The sequence below is a fragment of the Mesorhizobium montanum genome (assembly GCF_033977145.1).
GTDB classification, from domain to species: Bacteria; Pseudomonadota; Alphaproteobacteria; order Rhizobiales; family Rhizobiaceae; genus Mesorhizobium; species Mesorhizobium montanum.
Map to the genome: position 1 here is coordinate 46,901 of NZ_JAVIJF010000016.1, position 21,621 is coordinate 68,521.

At 64.2% G+C, this 21,621-nt stretch carries 27 protein-coding genes; 20 read left to right on the forward strand and 7 right to left on the reverse strand.

Features of this window, described 5'->3' with window-relative positions:
- Positions 1 to 50 precede the first annotated feature (50 nt).
- Entirely contained in the window at positions 51 to 1,079 is a 1,029-nt protein-coding gene (locus RFM68_RS21505; RefSeq protein WP_320235015.1) for a D-alanyl-D-alanine carboxypeptidase family protein, read from the reverse strand.
- 379 nt (positions 1,080 to 1,458) lie between these two features.
- On the opposite strand from RFM68_RS21505, the gene RFM68_RS21510 reads away from it, so the two are divergent.
- The 3 genes from RFM68_RS21510 (at position 1,459) to RFM68_RS21520 (ending at position 4,025) form a co-directional block, all read left to right on the forward strand.
- Entirely contained in the window at positions 1,459 to 2,559 is a 1,101-nt protein-coding gene (locus RFM68_RS21510) for a hypothetical protein (RefSeq protein WP_320235016.1), read from the forward strand.
- 335 nt (positions 2,560 to 2,894) lie between these two features.
- On the forward strand, positions 2,895 to 3,506 hold the full coding sequence (locus tag RFM68_RS21515; RefSeq protein ID WP_320235017.1) for a nucleoside triphosphate hydrolase: 612 nt from the start codon (positions 2,895 to 2,897) through the stop codon (positions 3,504 to 3,506).
- Positions 3,507 to 3,698: 192 nt separating this feature from the next.
- Positions 3,699 to 4,025, forward strand: a complete 327-nt coding sequence (locus RFM68_RS21520; RefSeq protein WP_320235019.1) for a hypothetical protein — start codon at positions 3,699 to 3,701, stop codon at positions 4,023 to 4,025.
- 124 nt (positions 4,026 to 4,149) lie between these two features.
- On the opposite strand, the gene RFM68_RS21525 is transcribed toward RFM68_RS21520, so the two are convergent.
- The 3 genes from RFM68_RS21525 to RFM68_RS21535 all read right to left on the reverse strand — a co-directional run bounded on the left by RFM68_RS21525 (position 4,150) and on the right by RFM68_RS21535 (position 6,450).
- Complete coding sequence (locus RFM68_RS21525; protein WP_320235020.1) at positions 4,150 to 4,854, reverse strand: glutathione S-transferase family protein; 705 nt, start codon at positions 4,852 to 4,854, stop codon at positions 4,150 to 4,152.
- 128 nt (positions 4,855 to 4,982) lie between these two features.
- The gene (locus RFM68_RS21530; RefSeq protein WP_320235021.1) at positions 4,983 to 6,191 is read right to left on the reverse strand and encodes a beta-ketoacyl-[acyl-carrier-protein] synthase family protein; all 1,209 of its coding nucleotides are present in this window, start codon (positions 6,189 to 6,191) and stop codon (positions 4,983 to 4,985) included.
- A gap of 4 nt (positions 6,192 to 6,195) precedes the next feature.
- Entirely contained in the window at positions 6,196 to 6,450 is a 255-nt protein-coding gene (locus RFM68_RS21535; RefSeq protein WP_027167033.1) for an acyl carrier protein, read from the reverse strand.
- Between the two features lie 244 nt (positions 6,451 to 6,694).
- On the opposite strand from RFM68_RS21535, the gene RFM68_RS21540 reads away from it, so the two are divergent.
- The 5 genes from RFM68_RS21540 to RFM68_RS21560 are packed head-to-tail and all read left to right on the forward strand — an operon-like array spanning position 6,695 to position 9,054.
- Positions 6,695 to 7,537 (forward strand): urease accessory protein UreD, encoded by an 843-nt coding sequence (locus tag RFM68_RS21540; RefSeq protein WP_430694902.1) that lies wholly within the window; start codon positions 6,695 to 6,697, stop codon positions 7,535 to 7,537.
- A 19-nt stretch (positions 7,538 to 7,556) separates the two neighbouring features.
- Positions 7,557 to 7,859 carry an urease subunit gamma gene (locus tag RFM68_RS21545; RefSeq protein WP_112097128.1) on the forward strand — a complete coding sequence of 101 codons (303 nt, stop codon included), beginning with the start codon at positions 7,557 to 7,559 and terminating at the stop codon, positions 7,857 to 7,859.
- Positions 7,860 to 7,869: 10 nt separating this feature from the next.
- Positions 7,870 to 8,124, forward strand: coding sequence for a DUF1272 domain-containing protein (locus tag RFM68_RS21550; RefSeq protein ID WP_320235023.1), 255 nt, complete (start codon positions 7,870 to 7,872; stop codon positions 8,122 to 8,124).
- Positions 8,125 to 8,150: 26 nt separating this feature from the next.
- A complete protein-coding gene (locus RFM68_RS21555) occupies positions 8,151 to 8,741 on the forward strand; it encodes a HupE/UreJ family protein (protein WP_320235024.1) in 591 nt (196 codons plus the stop codon).
- Between the two features lie 7 nt (positions 8,742 to 8,748).
- Complete coding sequence (locus tag RFM68_RS21560) at positions 8,749 to 9,054, forward strand: urease subunit beta (RefSeq protein WP_320235025.1); 306 nt, start codon at positions 8,749 to 8,751, stop codon at positions 9,052 to 9,054.
- 20 nt (positions 9,055 to 9,074) lie between these two features.
- Here RFM68_RS21560 and RFM68_RS21565 read toward each other — a convergent pair whose 3' ends face one another.
- A complete protein-coding gene (locus RFM68_RS21565) occupies positions 9,075 to 9,560 on the reverse strand; it encodes a hypothetical protein (RefSeq protein WP_320235026.1) in 486 nt (161 codons plus the stop codon).
- A gap of 117 nt (positions 9,561 to 9,677) precedes the next feature.
- Positions 9,678 to 10,055, reverse strand: coding sequence for a hypothetical protein (locus RFM68_RS21570; RefSeq protein ID WP_320235027.1), 378 nt, complete (start codon positions 10,053 to 10,055; stop codon positions 9,678 to 9,680).
- Positions 10,056 to 10,237: 182 nt separating this feature from the next.
- Here RFM68_RS21570 and ureC point away from each other — a divergent pair, with 182 nt between their 5' ends.
- The 9 genes from ureC (at position 10,238) to RFM68_RS21615 (ending at position 16,978) form a co-directional block, all read left to right on the forward strand.
- Positions 10,238 to 11,950: an urease subunit alpha gene (gene ureC, locus RFM68_RS21575; RefSeq protein ID WP_430694903.1), complete on the forward strand. Its 1,713-nt coding sequence runs from the start codon at positions 10,238 to 10,240 to the stop codon at positions 11,948 to 11,950.
- Positions 11,951 to 11,980: 30 nt separating this feature from the next.
- Positions 11,981 to 12,415 carry a YfbO family protein gene (locus tag RFM68_RS21580; protein ID WP_320235028.1) on the forward strand — a complete coding sequence of 145 codons (435 nt, stop codon included), beginning with the start codon at positions 11,981 to 11,983 and terminating at the stop codon, positions 12,413 to 12,415.
- 25 nt (positions 12,416 to 12,440) lie between these two features.
- Positions 12,441 to 13,034: a hypothetical protein gene (locus RFM68_RS21585; RefSeq protein WP_320235029.1), complete on the forward strand. Its 594-nt coding sequence runs from the start codon at positions 12,441 to 12,443 to the stop codon at positions 13,032 to 13,034.
- Between the two features lie 44 nt (positions 13,035 to 13,078).
- Positions 13,079 to 13,714 (forward strand): glutathione S-transferase family protein, encoded by a 636-nt coding sequence (locus RFM68_RS21590; protein WP_320235030.1) that lies wholly within the window; start codon positions 13,079 to 13,081, stop codon positions 13,712 to 13,714.
- 70 nt (positions 13,715 to 13,784) lie between these two features.
- Positions 13,785 to 14,357, forward strand: coding sequence for an urease accessory protein UreE (gene ureE, locus RFM68_RS21595; protein WP_320235031.1), 573 nt, complete (start codon positions 13,785 to 13,787; stop codon positions 14,355 to 14,357).
- The gene (locus RFM68_RS21600) at positions 14,311 to 15,021 is read left to right on the forward strand and encodes an urease accessory protein UreF (protein WP_430694907.1); all 711 of its coding nucleotides are present in this window, start codon (positions 14,311 to 14,313) and stop codon (positions 15,019 to 15,021) included. Before ureE ends, RFM68_RS21600 begins: the two co-directional genes overlap by 47 nt.
- Positions 15,018 to 15,458 (forward strand): DUF3995 domain-containing protein, encoded by a 441-nt coding sequence (locus RFM68_RS21605; RefSeq protein WP_320235032.1) that lies wholly within the window; start codon positions 15,018 to 15,020, stop codon positions 15,456 to 15,458. Before RFM68_RS21600 ends, RFM68_RS21605 begins: the two co-directional genes overlap by 4 nt.
- The gene (ureG, locus tag RFM68_RS21610; protein WP_320235033.1) at positions 15,455 to 16,087 is read left to right on the forward strand and encodes an urease accessory protein UreG; all 633 of its coding nucleotides are present in this window, start codon (positions 15,455 to 15,457) and stop codon (positions 16,085 to 16,087) included. The genes RFM68_RS21605 and ureG overlap by 4 nt, the downstream gene beginning before the upstream one ends.
- Positions 16,088 to 16,210: 123 nt before the next feature.
- Positions 16,211 to 16,978, forward strand: a complete 768-nt coding sequence (locus RFM68_RS21615) for a class II aldolase and adducin N-terminal domain-containing protein (protein ID WP_320235034.1) — start codon at positions 16,211 to 16,213, stop codon at positions 16,976 to 16,978.
- An 85-nt stretch (positions 16,979 to 17,063) separates the two neighbouring features.
- Here RFM68_RS21615 and RFM68_RS21620 read toward each other — a convergent pair whose 3' ends face one another.
- Positions 17,064 to 17,696: an HAD family hydrolase gene (locus tag RFM68_RS21620; protein ID WP_320235035.1), complete on the reverse strand. Its 633-nt coding sequence runs from the start codon at positions 17,694 to 17,696 to the stop codon at positions 17,064 to 17,066.
- A gap of 210 nt (positions 17,697 to 17,906) precedes the next feature.
- Here RFM68_RS21620 and RFM68_RS21625 point away from each other — a divergent pair, with 210 nt between their 5' ends.
- The 3 genes from RFM68_RS21625 (at position 17,907) to RFM68_RS21635 (ending at position 21,571) form a co-directional block, all read left to right on the forward strand.
- Positions 17,907 to 18,863: a sugar-binding transcriptional regulator gene (locus RFM68_RS21625; RefSeq protein WP_320235036.1), complete on the forward strand. Its 957-nt coding sequence runs from the start codon at positions 17,907 to 17,909 to the stop codon at positions 18,861 to 18,863.
- Between the two features lie 317 nt (positions 18,864 to 19,180).
- Positions 19,181 to 20,089 (forward strand): LysR substrate-binding domain-containing protein, encoded by a 909-nt coding sequence (locus tag RFM68_RS21630; RefSeq protein ID WP_320235037.1) that lies wholly within the window; start codon positions 19,181 to 19,183, stop codon positions 20,087 to 20,089.
- 171 nt (positions 20,090 to 20,260) lie between these two features.
- Positions 20,261 to 21,571 carry an ABC transporter substrate-binding protein gene (locus RFM68_RS21635; protein ID WP_320235038.1) on the forward strand — a complete coding sequence of 437 codons (1,311 nt, stop codon included), beginning with the start codon at positions 20,261 to 20,263 and terminating at the stop codon, positions 21,569 to 21,571.
- Positions 21,572 to 21,621: the final 50 nt, after the last annotated feature.

Below are 21,621 nucleotides of genomic sequence, written 5' to 3' on the forward strand. Positions count from 1 at the left end.
GATGACGAGGCTGATAGGTTAGCCCGTGCAGGCACAGCCTTCGCGACGCTCTATTGCGCTGGCAGCATCAGCGGCGCGCTGGGCGACGCCAAATCCGGCGACGGCAGATCGGACGCCGACAAACCCGGCAGCGACGAGCCTGGCGCCGTCGCACCAGCCGCCGGCAAACCCGGCAGCGGCGTCGCGGCCTGCTGTTGCTGGGCATACATCAGCGTCGTCTTGGCATCGGCACTTGTCGGCGCCAGGCTGCGCTGGATCAGTTGCTCGACATGGGCGTTGCGCTGGCGCGCGCTGTCGGCGCCCATCACCACCGCGATCAGGTGCCTGCCGTCGGCATTGTAGGAGGTGACGATGTTGTAGCCGGAGGCTCTTATGTAGCCGGTCTTGATGCCGTCGACGCCGCGCACCCGTCCCAGCATGTCGTTGTGGCCGCGCACCAGCCGGCCGCGGAACATGAAGTCGCTTTCGGAAAAATAGTGGAAATGCTGCGGGAAGCGGTGCTCAAGGGCCAGGCCCAGCACCGCCATGTCGCGCGCCGTGGTCACCTGCGCATCGTCGGGCAGGCCGCAGGCATTGTGGAAACTGGTGCTGCTCATGCCGAGCTGATGCGCCTTGGCGGTCATCATGGCGGCGAACCGGTCCTCGCTGCCGCCGCCCAGATACTCGCCCACCGCCACCGCCACGTCGTTCGCCGACTTCACCACCATGGCGCGGATGGCGGAATCGACGTCGATCGTTTCGCCGCGCCGGAAACGCAGTTTCGTCGGCGGCTGCGAGGCGGCGTGCTCGGAAACGGGGATCTGCGTCTGCTTGGTGACGCGGCCGCTCTCCATCGCTTCGAACAGCATGTAGAGCGTCATCATCTTGGTCAGCGAGGCCGGATAGCGCTGCGCCGTGGAATTGACCTCGAACAAGGTCTTGCCGGTCGAGGCATCGACCACGATCGCCGCGTATTTCTGCGGCTGCGCCGGCACGCTCAGCACGCTTTCAGGCGGCGCGGCCGTCGTGCAGCCGGCAAGCAGCAGCAACACCGCGAGCGCGGCGATCAGTTTGACGAGGATAGGGAAGGGAGCGGGCAAGGACGTTTCTAAAGCTGTTGCTGAGATGCGGCGAACCTAATGTACCGCATACGCCGCGTCCAACTGGTTAATGGCGGCAATAAGGCATTTGCCCAGGTTTTCGTGGATTTGCACCTTCCTTCGCCGCCGGCGTTGCAAGAAGTGAGCCGTCGTTGCGGCCAGCCCTTTCTCCCCGTATAGGGACGGGGAGAGGGGCGCCGTCGTCCGGGGTTTCGCCAATCGCCAACGTTGTAAGAAGGGACCCGGCGGGCGATGAGAGGCAGCGCCGATATCGACGATTGGCGACCCGGCAATGATGCGAAATGCCAATCACCGTGCTTGCAAACCCAACGTCAGGCAGGCTTTTCTGCCGTCCTGAAAAGATTCGCGGGAGGCATTCATGGACACGGTCACGATCGGCGCGAAGGGCGTCTCGGTTTCGCTTGATCTCGCCGTCGGCCATATCGCCGCCATGCAGGTCGAAATCGACGGCCATATCCTGAAGCCGCTGCATCGCGCGCCCTGGGTGGGCTCGCCGCGCGAGACATTGCCCGCGAACATCCCTGAAGGCACCGTGCGCCTGTCCGGCGATTTCCTCTGCGCGCCGTTCTCCGCCAGCGATGTCGAGGCCGCACCCCTGCATGGCTGGCCGGCCAACAGCGAGTGGGACGTCGTCGAAAACAGCGCCATTGCCGGCGGCTGGCGCGCCGTCTTCCGGCTGCGCCGCAAGGTGATGGGCGCGGCGATCGACAAGGTTTTCACCCTGCGTGACGGCCACCCCTTCCTCTACCAGGAGCACATCTTTTCCGGCGGCTCCGGCGCCATCTCCGTCGCTCATCACCCGATGACGGCGATGCAGGACGGCGGTCGGCTCGCCTTCTCGCAAAAGCGCATGGCGGTCACGCCCGGCACGCCGCTCGAGCCCGATCCGGCGCGCGGCCGCTTCATGCTGGCCTATCCCGCCCGCGCCACCGATCTCAACCGGTTCCCGCTCGCCGCCGAAGGCACCGCCGACCTCACCGATTATCGCATGGAGGACAAACGCGAGGATTTCATCACCCTGGTCGAGGCGGATCACGGCGGCCCGGGCTGGACGGCGATAGCCCGCCACGCCGAGCAGGATCTGGTGCTGGTGCTGAAGAACCCGGCCGAACTGCCGGTCACCATGTTGTGGTTCAGCAATGGCGGCCGCGACTACGCGCCCTGGAGCGGGCGCCATCTCGGGGTGCTCGGCATCGAGGATGGCCGCGCCGCGGTCGGCCACGCCGCTTCGCTCGGCGACAACTGGCTGAAGCATGAAGGCGTCGCGACGGCCTTCGCGCTGGCCGAAGGACGGTCGGTCTCGTTCCGCCACGTCATCGGCGCCGTTCCGTTCGGAGAAGCCGAGCCTCCGCGCGATATCGAAACTGCGCACGACCGCATGCGTGTGCTTGCTTCGAACGGCACGACCAAGGAGGTGCCTTTCGACGGCGACTTCCTGCGCATCGGGCGTACGGCCTGAGGTTTGGGTCAGAGCGCCGGAGAGTTCGTCATTCCAGGGCGGAGCAAGGAGCGAAGCGACGCGCGCAGACCCTGGAATCCATTCCGTGACTTTAGCCGAAGAGTGCAGCGGAGCAGAATTCTGCGCCGTCGCAACACCTCAAGGTCACGGAATGGATCCTCGGGTCTGCGCGCTTCGCTTCGCTCCTTGCTTCGCCCGTGGATGACGATGGGATGGGAACCTCGGCTAATCCCGAAGGCGGCAAGCCGCAGAAACTTCGGCATCAGACTAACCAGGTTTGAAATTTCCATCTTTCACCGCCAAGATGTGGGCCGAACCGCACCGGAAAGGCGCCGATGTCCGAGATCGCCCATATCACAGCCGCCATCTTCAAGCGCGCCGGCAAGGCCAAGCGCTTTATCGTCGCCATTGCCGGTCCGCCCGGCGCCGGCAAGTCGACATTGTCCGCCTCGCTGCATGAGCTGCTGCCGGAGGGCAGCGCGGAGGTCGTGCCGATGGACGGCTTCCATTTCGATGACATCATTCTCGACCGCCGTGGCTTGCGCTCGCGCAAGGGCGCACCGGAAACCTTCGATTTCGCCGGCTTCGAGACACTGTTGAAGCGCATCCGCTCCGGCGAACCCGACATCGCCATCCCGGTGTTCGATCGCACCATCGAACTGTCGCGCGCGGCGGCCGAAATCATCGGCGCCGACACCAAGTTCATCCTGGTCGAGGGCAACTATCTCCTGCTCGACGAGGAGCCGTGGTCGCGGCTGGCGCCGTTGTTCGATTTCACCATCTTTGTCGACGTGCCGCGCAACGAGCTCGAGCGCCGGCTGATGGAGCGCTGGCGCGCCCATGGCAAGTCCGATGAGGACGCCCTGGCATGGATCGCATCCAATGACATGCCCAACATCGAGCGGGTGTTGGCGCGGCGCCGGCCGGCCGACATGGTCATTGGTTAATGACTGGTCATTGGTCAATAACCCTGGTGGTGATTGGTTAACCCGCTCAATTTTCAATATTTTCCGGCGGGAACTTTAAGGTTTTCACACCGTTATGACCCTATTCCGAATTGTCCGTCGCCGGAGCAATTCCAGGAGAGCAGCGACCGCTTTCCGTCCGGAATTGCGAAAAGAAATAGCAGGAGCCGTCAGATGGCAACCAACAGCAGAAAACCCGCGGTCAAAAAAACCAGGGCCAACCAATCAAGGGCAACGCAGGTCAAGGCTGCCGCCGGCCCGGCGATTGCGGAGCGATCGAAAGATGCCAAGCCGGCTTTCGGCAAGGCGGCGCCGAAGAAAGTGACGCCTGGCGCGGCTCACAAGGTGGCGGCCAAGAGCGTGAAGCATCCGAAGCCGGCGGCGAAGAAGTCTGGTCCGATCCGCACGGTGGCAAGTGTCGCGACAGGGGCGGTCGTCGCTACCGCACGACTTGCGGCCTCGGTGTTCGGCCGAGGTGGCGCCAAGGCCAAGGCGAAATAAAGCACCTCCGGGAAAATGTGAAACGGTTTGGCTCGGCGCCTACCCCGTAGCCCTTCCGTCCGGAACTGTGTCAAAACAAGGAGAGCGGGTTTGGCGTTTCCGCGAAACGGCGCTCCAAGCGGGCTCAGCCTCTCGCGGGGATTGTCAGACCTCTCTTGACCGCCGGCCGTGACAGACCGCGCTCCAGCCATTCGGCGACGGTCGGGAAATCATCGAAGCCGACCAGTTCGCGCGCCTCGTAGAAGCCGATCAGGTTGCGCACCCAGCCCAGCATCGAGACGTCGGCGATGGTGTAGTCGTCGTCCATGATCCACTTGCGGCCCTTCAACCGCGTCTCCAGCACGCCGATCAGCCGCCGCGACTCGTCGCGGTAACGTTCCAGCGGCCGCTTGTCGGCAATCTCGCGCCCGGCGAATTTGTGGAAGAAGCCGACCTGACCGAAGATCGGGCCGATCGCCGCCATCTGGAAGAACACCCACTGGATCGTTTCGTAGCGCCGCGCCGGATCGGCGGGAATGAGCTTGCCGGTCTTGTCGGCCAGATAGAGCAGGATGGCGCCCGATTCGAACAGGCCGATCGGCTTACCGCCGGGGCCATCCGGATCGATGATCGCCGGTATCTTGCCGTTCGGGTTGAGCGACAGGAATTCCGGCGTCCAGCTCTCATTCTTGCCGATGTCGACGTAATGCGGCTCGTAAGGCAGGCCGATCTCCTCCAGCGCGATCGAAGCCTTCACGCCATTGGGCGTCGTGGCGGAATAAAGCTGCAGGCGCTCGGGGTGCTTGGCCGGCCAGCGCTTGGCGATCGGAAAGGCGGACAGGTCGGTCATCGGAAACTCCGGATGCGGATCGGCGCCGGGCGGCGCTCACGGCGGGTGAGGAAAGAATTAGGATCCCGGCCGGCCGGGATCAATACACCCGGCAACCGGCCCCCTATGCACACACCGGGCGGCTGTGATCAGACCGCCTTGAAGGCCAGCACCGCATTGGTGCCGCCGAAGGCAAAGCTGTTGCTGAGCGCGGCGCGCACCTTGCGCTCCCGCGCCGTGTTGGGCGTCACGTCGAGGTCGCATTCAGGGTCCGGCTCGCGGTAATTGGCGGTCGGCGGCACGATGCCGTCGCGGATCGCCATCACGCAGGCGATCATCTCCAGCCCGCCGGAAGCGCCGAGGCAATGCGCATGCATCGACTTGGTCGAGGACACCGAAAGCGACCGGGCATGCTCGCCGAAGACGCGCTTGATCGCCGCGGTCTCGATCTGGTCGTTGGCCTTGGTGCCGGTGCCGTGCGCGTTGAGGTAGTCGACGTCTTCCGGATTGAGCCCGGCATCCGCCAGGCAGAAACGCATCGCCGCTTCCGGCCCTTCGACGGTCGGCGCGACGATATCGGAGGCATCGGCCGAGAGGCCGACGCCGGCGATCTCGGCCAAGATGGTGGCGCCGCGCGCCATCGCGTGATCGTAGCTCTCCAGCACCGCCATGCCGGCGCCTTCGCCGAGCGAAAGGCCTTGGCGGTCGGCCGAGAAGGGCCGGCAGGTATCGGGCGAGAGCACGCGCAGCGCCTCCCAGCCCTTGAGCACGCCCCACACCAGCGGCGCCTCGGTGCCGCCGGCGACCATCACATCGGCGCGACCGAGCCTGATCTGGTCGATCGCCGAGGAAATCGCATGGTTGGCCGACGAGCAGGCCGAAGTGGCGCCGAAAACAGGGCCGCGCAGCCCGAGATTCATGCTGACCTGGCCGGCCGCCGCGCCCGGCATCACTTTCGGCACCGTGAAGATGGCGGCGCGGTTGCGTCCCTCGACCAGGATCGCGCGGTAATTCTCCTCGATGGTCTCGAAACCGGCGACACCGACGCCGATGACAGCGCCCATCCGGTAGGTGTTGTCGGCATGCGCCGTCAATCCGGACTGTCGCATGGCTTCGCGGGCGGCGATCACCGCCAGCAGGCTGTAGCGATCCATCGACACCAGCTGCTTGCGGTCGATGCCGTGGTCCGGCAACGTCTTGACTTCGCAGCCGACCTTGACCTTGAGGTCATGCAGGGACGAGTTCTCGATCGCGCCGATGGCCGAGCGGCCGGCGCGCATGGCGTCCCACATCGCCGGCACATCGTTGCCGAGCCCGCAAATCCCGCCGATGCCGGTGATGACGACGCGTTTTTGCATGCAGTCAGGCTTTTTTCGCGATCAGTTCGCGAACCGCCTCGACCATGTCGCCGACGTTCTTGAGGTTGCTCCAGGCGTCGACCGTGTTCATCTCGATCTCGATGCCATACTTTTCCTCGAGATCGAAGATGATCTCCGTCAGCTCCAGCGAATGGATGCCGAGCGTGCTGAGATCGGTGCTGGTGGTGATCTCCTCGCCGCCGGTATCGGCGTGCGCCTTGATCTTTTCGATGATCTCGGTCGTCAGCTGGTCAGCCATTCGGTTCCTTCCCTGTCATTTCCCGACGCCAACTGATCGGCGCCCTTTTTGATCCCCGGATCCGAACAAACGCCATTGCCCTTACCTCGCCAGGCACCGCGCGACCGCTCCAGGGTGGCTTTCCCTCTATAGAAACCGAAACGATGTCAAGCAACAAGCGATATATCGACAAAGCCGTCGGAGTGCTTAACCTGGGGCCGTGGACACGATCGAGAACACCTTGGCATCCCAACCTGCGCCTCCTTTGGCTGTCCCTCCTTTGCCTGCCGCGCAACGTGTTGCCGGCCTGGGCAGGCTTTTGTGCGGCAAAAGCGGTGGCCGGACGCGCTTGCGGCGGCTTTATCAGGACGGGTCGGCCAAGATCCGCCTTCCGGCGGTGCAAGGCGATCCGCTCGAGGCGGTGCTGATCAACACGGCCGGCGGGCTGACCGGCGGCGACCGTCTCGGCTGGACGATCGAGGTTGGCGCCGACGCTTCCGCCTGCATCACCACCCAGGCCTGCGAAAAGGTCTATCGCGCCGCCGCCGACCGGGCCGAGACAAGCGTCGGCCTGCGCGTCGCTCCGGGCGGCCGCATCGCCTGGCTGCCGCAGGAAACCATCGTTTTCAATCGTGCCGCCTTCGCCCGCAGGCTGGATGTCGAACTCGCGCGGGATGCCGAGGCGTTGGTGCTCGAAGCCACGCTGTTCGGCCGGCTTGCGATGGGCGAGCGTGCAGTCGACGGCAGTTTCCATGATCGCTGGCGGGTCCACCAGGACGGCACGCTGATCCATGCCGAGGATTTCCGGGTCGGCCCGGATATCGCGGCAACGCTCCAGCGGCGGGCGGCGGCCGGCGGTGCGCTGGCCATCGCCACGTTGCTGCTCGTTTCGCCGCAAGCGGAAAACCTGCTGGAGCCGGCCCGCGCCATCGTCGGCGACCCCGGCATCGGTGGCTGGGGCGGCGCCAGTTTCTTGAGCGTCGGCCGATCTGGCAAGCTTCTTGCGAGGCTCTGTGCCAGCGACGGCTACCAGTTGCGCGAGCGGCTGGTTCCGCTCGTCGAATTGCTCAACGGGCGGGCGGGCCTGCCCAAATTATGGTCACTCTGATCCGAATGCCAGGAATCGCATGAATCTGACGCCGCGTGAAAAGGACAAGCTGCTCATCGCCATGGCGGCTATGGTGGCGCGCAAGCGGCTGGAGCGTGGCGTCAAGCTCAACCATCCGGAGGCCATCGCTTTGATCACCGACTTCGTCGTCGAAGGCGCGCGTGATGGCCGCCCGGTCGCCGAGCTGATGGAGGCCGGCGCCCATGTCATCACCCGCGCCCAGGTCATGGACGGCATCGCCGAGATGATCCACGACGTCCAGGTCGAGGCGACGTTCCCCGACGGCACCAAGCTGGTGACCGTGCATGAACCGATCCGCTGAGGAGAGACCGATGCTGGAATTGAGACCCAATTGCGAGTGCTGCGACAAGGATCTGCCGCCGGAAGCGACCGATGCGCTGATTTGCACCTTCGAATGCACCTTCTGCGCCGACTGCGTGGACAATGTGCTGGGCGGCGTCTGCCCGAATTGCGGCGGCAATTTCTCGCCGCGGCCGATCCGGCCGGCGGCCAAGCTCTCGAAATATCCGCCATCGACCAAACGCGTGTTCAAGGCCGAAGGCTGCGGCCCGCGCAAGGCCGCTTAGCCACGTCAATTGGAAAGGGCAGACCGATGATCTCCGCCTCGACGAAACGCAATTCGCTTGCCGCCATTCTGTTGGCCGCGGCGATGCCCGCCTACGCCCATGTCGGCGTTGGCACGCCCTCTTCCTTCGCCGCCGGTCTCGCGCATCCGCTGTCGGGGCTCGACCACATGACGGTCATGCTCGCCGTCGGCCTGTGGGCGGCGATGAAGGGCGGCAGCGCGGTCTGGGCCTGGCCGCTCGCCTTCCTCGGCGCCATGCTGGTCGGTGCAGCACTTGGCATGCTGCATGCGCCGCTGCCTTTCGTCGAGCCGGGCATCCTGGCTTCCGTCGTGGCGCTCGGTCTCCTTGTGGGGCTGGCGGTCGACCTGCCGGTCTCCGCCGGTGTCGCCATCATCGCCCTGCTCGCGTTGTTCCACGGTCACGCCCATGACACCGAAGTGCCCGAAAATGCCGGCGGGCTTGAATATATGGCCGGTTTCGCGATGGCCACGGCGCTGCTCCACGGCATCGGCATTGCGGCCGGTCTCGGCCTTGGCCCGCGCTTCCGCGGTCTGGCGCGCGCCGCCGGAGCCGCTTGCGCGGCGGCCGGCATCGGCTTGGCCTTCGGCATGTTGTGAGGGTGCGATGATCCCCGGCGAAATTATCCCGGCCAAAGGCGACATCGAACTCAACAAAGGCCGACCGACCGTCACGCTCAAGGTCGCCAACAGCGGCGACCGGCCAATCCAGGTCGGCAGCCACTATCATTTCTTCGAGACCAATGAGGGCCTGAAATTCGACCGCGAACGCGCGCACGGCATGCGGCTCGATATCGCCGCCGGCACGGCCATGCGCTTCGAGCCGGGGCAGGAGCGCGATGTCACGCTGGTGCCGCTGGGCGGCAAACGCGAGGTCTATGGTTTCCAGCGGAAGGTGATGGGCAAGCTGTGACGTCCGCCGGCGCGCTCAAATCACTTCGGCGGCTTGGCGGCGGCATAGATGACGATCTTGCCGGGATTGTCGAACTCCACCGCAAGCACGTCCTCGGCCAGCACGCGCCGCGAATCGATCGCGTTGAAGAGCAACGCATTCGCCTCGATCTCCTGGCGCAGTTCGGCCACATCGTCCTTATGCTGCTTTACCTTGTTCTCGATGGCGGGCGGCGGCCCGCCTTCGCTGCGCGCCGCATCGGTCAGGAACACGATGTCGACCGTGTCGAGCTTGGTGGTCTTGCGAACCGTGCCGATATTTTCGCGGGTGCGGTCGATGGCCGTGATGACCTTTCCGGCCTCGGTTTTCGAGGAGGTCTCTTCCTGCCGGATGTTCGAATCGACGATGACCGAGACGGGCTTGTCATTGGTCACAGGTTGCGCCGGGAAGGTAGCCTGTGGCCTGGCCAGAATAAGCGCGGCCACCACCGCCGGGATGTATCTTCCAAGGCGCGGGACATTGGCCATCGCTCGCTCCTGACTGAACTCGTGACGGGGCGAAAAAAGCGAAACGGTCCTGCCTGGCCGGAGGTTCCCTTCAAAAGGTCGCCGGCGGACCGCAAGGCGGCCCGCCTTGGCGTGCGATCAGCTCGCCTTCTTGGTGATCAGCGTCAGCGCGCCATTGGGCTGCATGCTGGCGGCGATCACCTGCGCCGAGCTGACACCCTTGGCTTCAAGCGCGGATTTCACCTTGGGCGTGGCGTCGATCGACTTGCGCAACGTCTGCAAGCCGGCGTCGCCGCGCTGCGCCACGATCTGATTGACCTGCGTCTGCGTGTCCTTGGGCAGTTCGCTGATGTCGATGACGTTGACGCTCTGGATCGCCGGCACCGCGGGCTGGCTCTTCGGAGCGGCTGGCGCGGCCGGCGCCGGACTGGGCTGCGGCGTTGGCTGCTGCTGAGCGCTCGCGGCGCCTGCCGTCATCAAGGTGGCGGTCGCGGCGAGAAGTATCGCTTTGCGCATGGATATTCCTTCCATCGGCTTTGGAGTGAGTCCGCCCGCCTCAACGGCCCGATGGGAACGCCCAAATGGGCGCTCAAGGTGTCGCCGAACGGGTCATTGCGTGACCATTGGATGGCGACAATGTGTACGCCGCGCTCAATCAAGCTTACTTTTGGCAACCTGAATTCCGGGAGCAATCGCTGATGGCCAGGGTAACCCGCGCCGCCTATGCGCAGATGTATGGACCGACACTCGGCGACAAGGTGCGGCTCGCCGACACCGAGCTCTTCATCGAGGTCGAGAAGGACTTCACTGTTTACGGCGAGGAAGTGAAATTCGGCGGCGGCAAGGTCATCCGCGACGGCATGGGCCAAAGCCAGGTCACGCGTGCGGGCGGTGCGGTCGATACCGTCATCACCAACGCGCTGGTCGTCGACGCGCTCACCGGCATCGTCAAGGCCGATATCGGCCTGAAGGACGGCCGCATCGCGGCAATAGGCAAGGCCGGCAATCCGGACACGCAGGACGGCGTCACCATCATCATCGGTCCGGGCACCGAGATCATCGCCGGTGAAGGCAAGATCCTGACGGCCGGCGGCTTCGACGCGCATATCCATTTCATCTGCCCGCAGCAGATCGAGGAAGCGCTGATGAGCGGCATCACCACCATGCTGGGCGGCGGCACCGGTCCGGCGCATGGCACCTTGGCCACCACCTGCACGCCAGGACCGTGGCACATGGCGCGCATGATCCAGTCCTTCGACGCCTTCCCGATGAATATCGGCCTGTCCGGCAAGGGCAATGCCTCACGGCCGGCAGCACTTGAAGAGATGGTGCTGGCCGGCGCCTGCTCGCTGAAGCTGCATGAGGACTGGGGCACCACGCCGGCCGCCATCGACTGCTGCCTGTCGGTCGCCGACGATTACGACGTCCAGGTGATGATCCACACCGATACGCTGAACGAGTCAGGGTTTGTCGAAAACACGGTTGCCGCGATCAAGGGCCGCACCATCCACGCCTTCCATACCGAGGGCGCCGGCGGCGGCCACGCGCCCGACATCATCAAGGTCTGCGGCCTGCCCAACGTCATCCCGTCCTCGACCAATCCGACCAGGCCCTACACCGTCAACACCTTGGCCGAGCATCTCGACATGCTGATGGTCTGCCATCATCTGTCGCCGTCGATTCCCGAGGACATCGCCTTTGCCGAAAGCCGCATCCGCAAGGAGACCATCGCCGCCGAGGACATCCTGCACGACATCGGCGCCTTCTCGATCATCTCCTCCGACAGCCAGGCCATGGGCCGCGTCGGCGAGGTGGCGATCCGCTGCTGGCAGACCGCCGACAAGATGAAGCGCCAGCGCGGCGCGCTGGCCGGCGAGACCGGCGACAACGACAATTTCCGCGTCCGCCGCTATATCGCCAAATACACCATCAATCCGGCCATCGCCCATGGCCTGTCGAAGGAGATCGGCTCGATAACGGTCGGCAAGCGCGCCGACCTGGTGCTGTGGAACCCGGCCTTCTTCGGCGTCAAGCCGGAAATGGTGCTGGTCGGCGGCATGATCGCGGCGGCCCCGATGGGCGACCCGAACGCCTCGATCCCGACGCCGCAGCCGATGCACTACCGGCCGATGTTCGGCGCTTACGGCAAGGCGCTGACCAATTCATCGGTGACCTTTGTCTCGAAGGCCGCCTTCGATGCCGGCCTGCAAGGCAGGCTGGGTGTCGACAAGGCGATGATCGCGGTCGAGAACACGCGCGGCGGCATCGGCAAGCATTCCATGGTGCTCAACGACGCCACGCCGCATGTCGAGGTCGACCCCGAAACCTATGAGGTGCGCGCCGACGGCGAGTTGCTGACCTGCGAGCCGGCGACAGTCCTGCCGATGGCGCAACGGTATTTTCTGTTTTAGACTTGGTGCGCCCACAAGATCGGACGCATCATGAATGAACAGAAGAAATTGGCATTGATTTCCAGGATGGGCGCGCTGCGGGAATATAATGGCGGTGTCACCCCGGTCATTATGCCGCTCGTTACACTGGAAGAGTACTTTGACGGGGCTGATGGTGAAGCCGGACTGCTGTGCAACAGTCTGGAAGAGCCGGATAACGATACGATTATCGCGACATTCCAGTCGGTACGAAAAAGACCCGAAGTTCACGACGTTCGGATAGCTATCGTGCAGTGCGATGATGGAGAATGGCCGTTCTCGGACAAGGTCGTCATCACAACGCGCGCGAGCGAAGAAGACGTGATTGACTGGTTGCCGTCAGGGTTCGAACCGGACGAAACCTGGGAGGGCGATGTGGATCACCTACCCGCCGAGTGGATTGAAGTTCCGGCGGGCTATCGAAAGCTGTGGCTCTGGTATGACTGACCGCAATGATCAAGCGTCTGCGTAGATGCCCACCGAAATAGCCTCTCCGCACGACATCTTCCCGCATATCCGCATCGTCATGGGCATGGTGATCGGCCTTGGCGTCACCCGGCTGCTGTCCGGGGTCGCGCGTCTCGTACAGCATCCCGGCCAGTACCGGCTCTACACGGTGCATCTCGCCTGGGTCGCCTCGGTGCTGCTGATGCTGGTGCATTTCTGGTGGTGGGAGTTCGGCCTCTACGCCATCGAGAACTGGACCTTCGGCAAATATCTTTTCATCGTCTTCTACGCCATCACGCTGTTCCTGCTCTGCGCGCTGCTGTTTCCGGATTCGATGCTCGATTACACCGGTTACGAGGACTATTTTTATTCGCGCCGCGCCTGGTTCTTCGGCCTGCTGGCGGCGACCTATCTGCTCGATGTCGTCGACACGCTGCTCAAGGGTCCGGAGCATTTCGCCCGCTTCGGCAACGAATATCTGTTTCGTACGCCGGTCTTCGTGGCGCTTTGCCTCGTCGCGATCCTGGTGCGCGACCGCCGTTTCCACATCGCCTTCGTCGCGGCAGCCCTGGTCTACCAGATATCGTTCATACTGCGGCTCTTCGACACCATCGTTTGACCGCGGCGGATGGTTTAGAGTTGCCCCAAATGCAGGATCCAACCATGTACAAGGCCGTCGGATCGCGCGGATCGCGGGTCAGCCGGGTGCTCTGGATGCTCGAAGAGCTCGGGCAGCCCTATGAGTTCGTCGAAGTCAAGCTGCGCTCGCCCGAGGCCTATGCGCTCAATCCGTCGGGCAAGGTGCCGATCCTGATCGACGGCGACCTGAAGATCACGGACTCGGCAGCGATCTGCGTCTATCTGGCGGACAAGCACGCCGACCATGGCATGGGCGCCAGTCCCGGCCTTGCCGGCCGCGCCGAGATGGATTCCTGGATGCATTTCGCGCAGAGCGAGCTGGAAGCACCGCTCTGGAACAAATTGCGCCACCGCTTCCTGCTGCCGAAGGACGTGCGGGTCGATGTCGGTCCGGCCGCGGCCTATGATTTCGCGTCCGAAGTGAAGGCGCTGGACCGGCGGCTTGGCGATAAGCTATTTGCGTTGGGCGATCGCTTTTCCGCTGTCGACGTGCTGCTCGGCGACATGGGCGGCTGGGCCCGCGCTGGCCGCTTTGTGATCGACTCCGAGCGCGTCAACGCCTATTTCGACCGCGTGCTGTCGCGACCTGCTCGTGACCGCGCGCAAGCCAATGCATCGGCCCGAAAATCGGAACCGATTTTCGGAAAGCACGATGCATAGAGTCAAACATGTTAGAGCGTCCTTTGCGCGTCCAAGATGACGCGCGGCGCTCTAATGGCGGAGCCATGAAATGAAGCTCAACATCAATACCGATTTCACCAAGTTCCCGCGCGCTGTCTCGGTGCTTGCGGCCGGCGAGGCGGGCCTGGCGATACCTTACGACAATGCGGTGTTGCCGCATGACGAGCGGCATCTGCGCCGCCGCGCCATCGAAACCGCGGGCGGCGACAAGGTCCTGGTCGACCTGCCCGAGCCTGTAGCGCTCGCTAATGGCGACCGGCTGGTGCTGGAGGACGGCCGCCAGCTCGAGATCGTCGCGGCGCCGGAAGAAGTCTACGACATCCGCGCCCGCGACGCCGTACATCTCACCGAGCTTGCCTGGCACATCGGCAACCGTCACCTGGCAGCAAGCATCGAGCCAGACCGCATCCTCATCCTGCGCGACCATGTCATCAAGGCGATGCTCGAAGGCCTCGGCGCCACGGTCAACGAGGTTCTGCTGCCGTTCAGCCCGGTGCGCGGCGCCTATTCCGGGCATGGCCACGATCACGGCCATTCGCATGACCACCATGATCATGACCACGACGACCACGATCATGCGCACGACCATCATCACCACGATCACCACCATCATCATGACTGAGCGGCTTTCCACCGTCGCGCTGCTGCGGCTGATGGCCTGGCTGTCGCCGTCCTTTCCGGTCGGCGGCTTCTCCTACAGCCACGGCCTCGAGCGCGCCGTGTATGACGGGCTGATCGCCGATCGCCAGGATCTCGCCGGCTGGCTGGAGACGCTGGTCGAGATGGGCTCCGGCTGGAACGATGCCGTGCTGTTCGCCGAAAGCTGGCGGCGCGCGCGCGACGGCGGTGATCTGCCGGAAATCGCCGCGCTGGCCGAGGCGCTCGCCGGATCGCAGGAGCGTCATCTCGAAACCATGCTGCAAGGTTCGGCCTTCCTCCAGGCGGCATCCGCCTGGTCGTCGCCAGTGCTGCAGCGTCTGCCGGCTGATTGCCCTTATAGCGTCGCAGTCGGCGCCATTGCCGGGAGCAGCGGCATCGGCCCTTCGGAGGCGCTGTCCGCCTTCCTGCAAGCTTTCTTCTCCAACCTCTTGCAGGCGGCGATCAGGCTCGGCGTCGTTGGCCAAACCGACGCCGTCGCATTATTAGCCGGCTTTGAAACTTTGGCCATCGCTACGGCTGCCCGCGCCGCGGCGTCGACGCTCGACGATTTAGGCGGCGCAGCCTTCATGTCCGACATCATGGCGATGAAGCACGAGACACAATACTCGCGGCTGTTCCGCTCATGACCCTTCTCGCCTTCATCCTCTCCTTCGTCCTGCTCATAATCACCACGCTGCATGTCTATTGGGGCATAGGCGGCATCTGGCCGGGCACCGATCAGGCGTCCTGCGCCCGCGCCGTGGTCGGCTTTCGCGGCGTCGACGAGATGCCGTCGACCTTCGCGAGTTTCGCAGTCGCTGCTTGCCTGGCGCTCGCGACGCTCTGGCCGCTGGCGCTCGCCGGTGTCTTTGCGACGCCCTTTCAAAGGGAAGGGCTGGCCGCCACGGCGCTGCTGATCGGCCTCGTCTTTCTTGGCCGCGGTATCGCCGGCTTCACGCCCTGGTGGCGCCGGCTCGCGCCGGAGCAGCCTTTCGCGCGACTCGACCAGCGCTTCTATTCGCCGCTCTGCCTGGTGATCGGGCTGGGCTTTGCAATCCTTGCCATCACGGAGTTTCCGGCATGATGTCGAAAAACGGTCCTCTTCGCATCGGCATTGGCGGTCCCGTCGGCTCGGGCAAGACGACGCTCACCGAGAAGCTCTGCAAGGCGTTGCGCGACGACTTCTCCATCGCCGTCGTCACCAACGACATCTACACCAAGGAGGATGCGATGATGCTCGCGCGGCTACAAGCATTGCCGGAGGAGCGCATCGTCGGCGTCGAGACCGGCGGCTGCCCGCACACGGCCATTCGCGAGGACGCCTCGATCAATTTGCGGGCAATCGCCGAGCTGAACAAAAAATTCCCGGATCTCGACATCATCTTCATCGAGTCCGGCGGCGACAATCTCGCCGCCACCTTCTCGCCCGACCTCGCCGATCTGACCCTCTATGTCATCTCGGTCTGCCAGGGCGAGGAAATCCCGCGCAAGGGCGGTCCGGCCATCACCCGCTCCGATTTTTTGATCATCAACAAGAGCGATCTTGCGCCCTATGTGAACGTCAACCTCGACGTCATGGAAAGCGACGCCGTGCGCATGCGCGGCAAGCGTCCCTTCGGCTTCACCGACCTGTCGCGCGGCAAGGGCCTGCAGGAAGTGATCGACTTCATCGTCGAGCAGGGCGGGCTGCAGTCGGCACGCCCGGCGGCCTGAGCCACCAGTTATCGGTTGCTGGCAGCCGCGCTGCGCGGCATTGTCTGGAGCAATTCCAGGAAAAGTGCGTAGCGGTTTTCCGTCCGGAATTGCGTAGAACAAGACTTAACCGGAGGATTTTCGATGAGCCTTGCCCGCCTGCACAAGGAACCGCTGAGCAACCTGCCCTATTATGAGGAACGGGTCGATCTCGCCGCCGCCTTCCGCTGGACCGCCCGGCTCAACATGCATGAGGCTGTGGCCAACCACTTCTCGCTGTCCGTCAGCGAGGACGGCACGAAGTTCCTGATGAACCCGAACCAGGTGCATTTCTCGCGCATCAAGGCGAGCGACCTGCTGTTGATCGACGCCAACGATCCCGAAACGCTGTCCGGTCCCAACGCGCCCGACCCGACCGCCTGGGGCCTGCATGGCGCCATCCATCGCAACGTCCCGCATGCGCGCTGCGCCATGCATGTGCATTCGATCCACGCCACCGTGCTTGCCTCGCTGGCCGACTCGACGCTGCCGCCGATCGACCAGAACTCCGCCATGTTCTTCAACCGCCATGTCGTCGACGCCCATTATGGCGGGCTGGCCTTCGAGGAAGAAGGCGAGCGCTGCTCGCAGCTTCTGACAGACCCCAAGGTCAAGGTGATGGTCATGGGCAATCACGGCGTGATGGTCATCGGCGATAGTGTCGCCGACACCTTCAACCGCATGTTCTATTTCGAGCGCGCCGCCGAGACCTATATCAAGGCGCTGTGGACCGGCCGCCCGCTGCGCACGCTTTCCGACGAGATCGCCGAGAAGGCCGCACGCGAAATGGACGATTATCCGGGACAGGCCGAACGCCATCTGGCCGAGTTGAAGGCGATCCTCGACGAGGAAGAGCCGGTCTACCGGAACTGAGCAGCCATCCTTCCTTCTCCCCGTTAGACGGGGAGAAGGTGCCCGAAGGGTGGATGAGGGACGGCGCCGACCTCGGTGGTCTCGTTCAGAGTCCGAGTTCCCGGCGCAATTCCTTGGCGCTGTTGATGACGATGGCGCCGGGCGGACCTGCCATCGGCGCCTCCGGCCAGAAGATCGTCTTCATGCCCGCCGCCAGCCCGGCCATGGCGCCGGTGAGGCTGTCGTCGACGGCAAATGCGTCCGCCGGATCGACGCCGGCAAGATAAGCAGCGCGCAGGAAGGGCTCGGGAAGCGGCTTGCCGTCGATCACGTCGTTGCGACTGACCGTACGCATGCCGGGATAGGCGAGGCCCACTGCGTTCAAATTGGCATCGACGATAAGCCGGTCGGAGTTGGAGACCACCGCCTGCTCGACGCCGAGCGCGCGCAATTCGTTGAACACCTCGATCGCGCCGGGGCGCGGCTTCAGCGTCTCGGCCAGCGGCAGATAGTGGTCGTATTTGCGCATGATCCACTCGTCGAAGGGCAGGTCGAGCCCGAACTGATCGCGCAGCATTTCGTAGACCGGCCATGCGGCGATGCCCAGGACGCGCTCATGCAGGTCGACCGGCGGCGCGATGCCGACGCCGCGCAGCGCCGCTACGAGGGCTGCCTCATGCAGCGGCTCGCTGTCGACCAGCGTCCCGTCCATGTCCCAGAAAACGGCTCTCGGCGTCATGCGCGGCTCCCTTCGCCGATCCCCTTAGTCGGTTTCCCGGTCGAGATAAACCGTCCCGCCGGCAAATGGTTGGGCAAGCGACGAATTGATCCTTCGGGACCCGGCGAGGTTGGCAAGCAATTGCTCTCTCGATAGGCAATTGCGCGCGGGCATATTCACTGTAAGCTATGGCGCGCCCGTTTCAGCATTCTACGGGCTGGGAGGCAGGACGTGAATTCGCGACAGGAAATCGGCAGCACCAGGTTGGACGACGCCGCGCGCGCCGGCTGGCTTTATTATGTTGCCGGCAACACGCAGGACCAGATCGCCGCCAAGCTCGGCATTTCAAGGCAGACGGCGCAGCGGCTGGTATCGCTTGCCATGTCGGAGGGCCTGATCAAGGTGCGGGTCGATCATCCGATCGCCAACTGCCTCGACCTTGCCGCGCGGCTGAAGTCACGTTTCGCACTCGACCTCGTCGAGGTGGTGCCGAGCGATCCGACGTCGAGCTCGACGACGATCGGCATCGCCGAGGCGGCGGCCGCCGAGATCGAACGCCGGCTGCGCTCGGAAGCGCCTATCGTCATGGCGATCGGCACCGGACGCACGCTGAAGGCGGCGATCGAGCAGCTGCCGCCAATGGAATGCCCGCAGCACAAGGTGGTGTCGTTGACCGGCAACATCTCGCCCGATGGCTCGGCGGCTTTCTACAACGTCATTTTCACCATGGCCGACCGCGTCAAGGCACGATCCTTCCCGATGCCGCTGCCGGTCATCGCCTCTTCACCGGAAGAGCGCGAGATGCTGCTCAACCAGCCCATGATCCAGCCGACCCTGGCGCTGGCCGCCGAGGCCGACGTCACCTTTATCGGTATCGGCGATCTCGGCCCGAAGGCGCCGCTCTATGAGGACGGCTTCATCTCGGAAAGCGAGTTGAAGGCGCTGCAGAAGGCGGGTGGCATCGCCGAGATCGTCGGCTGGGTGTTCGACCGCGAAGGCCGCATGATCGAAGGCATCACCAACGACCGCGTGTCCTCCGCCGCCTTGCCGTCGCGGGAGAAGTCGCTGGTCATTGCTTTGGCCATGGGCGAACGCAAGCTGCCGGGCATCCTGGCCGCCGTCAATCGCCGGCTGGTCAACGGCCTGATCACCGATGAGCGCACGGCCACGGCCCTGCTCGGCGGCTGACTGCCGATAAAAGGAGCCGGCTATTGCGAGGGGCCGCGCGGATCGTTGCCGTCGAGAAAGCCCATGTCGCGCTGCAGATGTTCCGATAATTCGCGGACATCGACATAGCCGCGCCTGCGGCCTGAAAACCATGAGAATTCCCCGCGCCAGCATAAAAAACCAGCTGCGCGCGGGTGTGGAAACGAGCTTTTCCTGTATCGTTGTCATGATCTTCAGCCTTCGCCATGCTTGAACTGGATTGATCGTCGATCCCAAATATCGGGTTGGCCGGTTCGTGCTTCCAATTAAACCTCGATCATGACCCATAAGGAGGCCTTATGCCCGATCTCAGCTCTCCGCAGCTTGCGCCGCTGCCGCCGCTGCAGGCGATCCGGGTGTTCGAAGCGGTGGCAAGGCACCTGTCCTTCACCAAGGCGGCGCAAGAACTGGGCATGACCCAGGCCGCGGCGAGCTATCAGATCAAGGTGCTCGAGGAGCGCATCGGTGCGCCGCTGTTCCTGCGCCGTCCAAGGCAGATTAAACTGACCGAGCCCGGCCAGCGTCTGGCGCCCGCCGTCAGCGAGGCCTTCGCCATTCTGGGTCAGGCCTATGCCGCGGCGCGCGGCGGCGCCGACGGCCTGCTATGCGTCACCACCGTGCTGACCTTTGCCTCGAACTGGCTGGCGCAGCACTTGGGCGCGTTCCAGCTCGCTCACCCCGCACTTGCCGTGCGGCTCGACACGTCGAGCCGCCTGACCGATTTCGCGCGCGAGGATGTCGATCTCGCCATCCGCTCCGGCGGCGGCAAGTGGCCAGGGCTGGAGTCCCATAAACTGCTCGACGCCGATTTCACGCCGATGCTGAGCCCGAAGCTCGCGGCGAGCATCGGCGGCGTCAACGAGCCGGCGGACCTGTTGCGCCTGCCGATCCTCGATCCCGGCGACATCTGGTGGACGCAATGGTTCGAGGCCGCCGGCGTTGCCGGGCATGACCTCGCCAGGCGGCCCGGCTCAAGCATGGGCGCGCAGGCCTATGAGGCGAATGCGGCAATGGCCGGCCACGGCGTCGCCATCCTGACCAGGGCTTTGTTCAAGAACGAGATCGCCGATGGCCGTCTGGTCCAGCCCTTCGACCTGGTCGGTGACAATGGCCATGCCTACTGGCTGGTCTATCCGACGGCGCGCCGCAACGTGCCGAAGATCCGCGCCTTCCGCGACTGGATCCTGGCCGAGATCGCTTGCCCGTAAGCCGACCCTGGTCTCATCTTCGAAAGTTGCCGACCACGTCGCCGGACCGGGTCACGTTGCGTCATTTCTGCTGCGCTGCAGCATAGATTTCGGCTTGACATAAATCACAGCAAGTGAGTAATTGCCCAAAGCCAAGGCAAATGCTCATCTTGGTTTATGGGAGGAATTTTGATGAAACTTCGCACGCTCACCCTGGGCCTGTTGTCGGCCAGCGCCCTTGCTTTCGCCGCGCATGCCGAATCCATCACCATCGCCACCGTCAACAACGGCGACATGGTCCGCATGCAGAAGCTGACGGACGACTTCACCAAGGCTAACCCCGACATCCAGCTCAACTGGGTCACGCTTGAAGAGAACGTGCTGCGCGAGCGCGTCACCACCGACATCGCCACCAAGGGTGGCCAGTACGACGTCATGACCATCGGCACCTACGAGGTTCCGATCTGGGCCAAGCAGAGCTGGCTCCTGCCGCTCGACAAGCTCGGCGACGACTACGACGTCAAGGACATCATCCCGGCCATCGCCGGCGGCCTTTCGGTCGACGGCAAGCTCTATGCCGCGCCCTTCTACGGCGAAAGCTCCTTCGTCATGTACCGTAAGGACCTGATGGAGAAGGCTGGTCTCAAGATGCCCGACGCGCCGACCTGGGACTTCATCAAGCAGGCCGCCGACAAGATGACCGACCGCGCCAACGGCGTGAACGGCGTGTGCCTGCGCGGCAAGGCCGGCTGGGGCGAGAACATGGCCTTCCTCACCGCCATGTCGAACTCCTTCGGCGCGCGCTGGTTCGACGAGAACTGGAAGCCGCAATTCGATCAGCCCGAGTGGAAGAAGACGCTGCAATTCTATGTCGACCTGATGAAGGCCGACGGTCCGGAAGGCGCTTCGTCCAACGGCTTCAACGAGAACCTGGCGCTGTTCCAGCAGGGCAAGTGCGGCATGTGGATCGACGCCACCGTCGCGGCGTCCTTCGTTTCCGATCCGAAGGCCTCGCAGGTCGCCGACAAGGTCGGCTACGCGCTGGCGCCCGACAATGGTCTCGGCAAGCGCGGCAACTGGCTGTGGGCGTGGTCGCTGGCGATCCCCGCCGGCACCCAGAAGGCCGATGCCGCCGAGAAGTTCGTCTCCTGGGCAACCAGCAAGCACTATGCCGAACTGGTCGCCTCTAAGGAAGGCTGGGCCAACGTTCCGCCCGGAACGCGTTCCTCGCTCTACGCCAATGCGGAGTACCAGAAGGCAGCGCCCTTCGCGAAGATGACGCTGGACTCCATCAACGCCGCCGACCCGACGCATCCGACCGTCAAGCCGGTGCCCTATGTCGGCGTGCAGTTCGTCGCCATTCCTGAATTCCAGGGCCTCGGCACCACCGTCGGCCAGCTCTTCTCGGCGGCGCTCGCCGGCCAGTCGAGCGTCGACGATGCGCTGAAGCAGGCGCAGGACGCGGCCACCGCGGCGATGACCGAAGGCGGCTACATCAAGTAAGGCTCCTCCCGGTGCCGAATGCCGGTCGCCTACCATGACCGGCAGGTGGC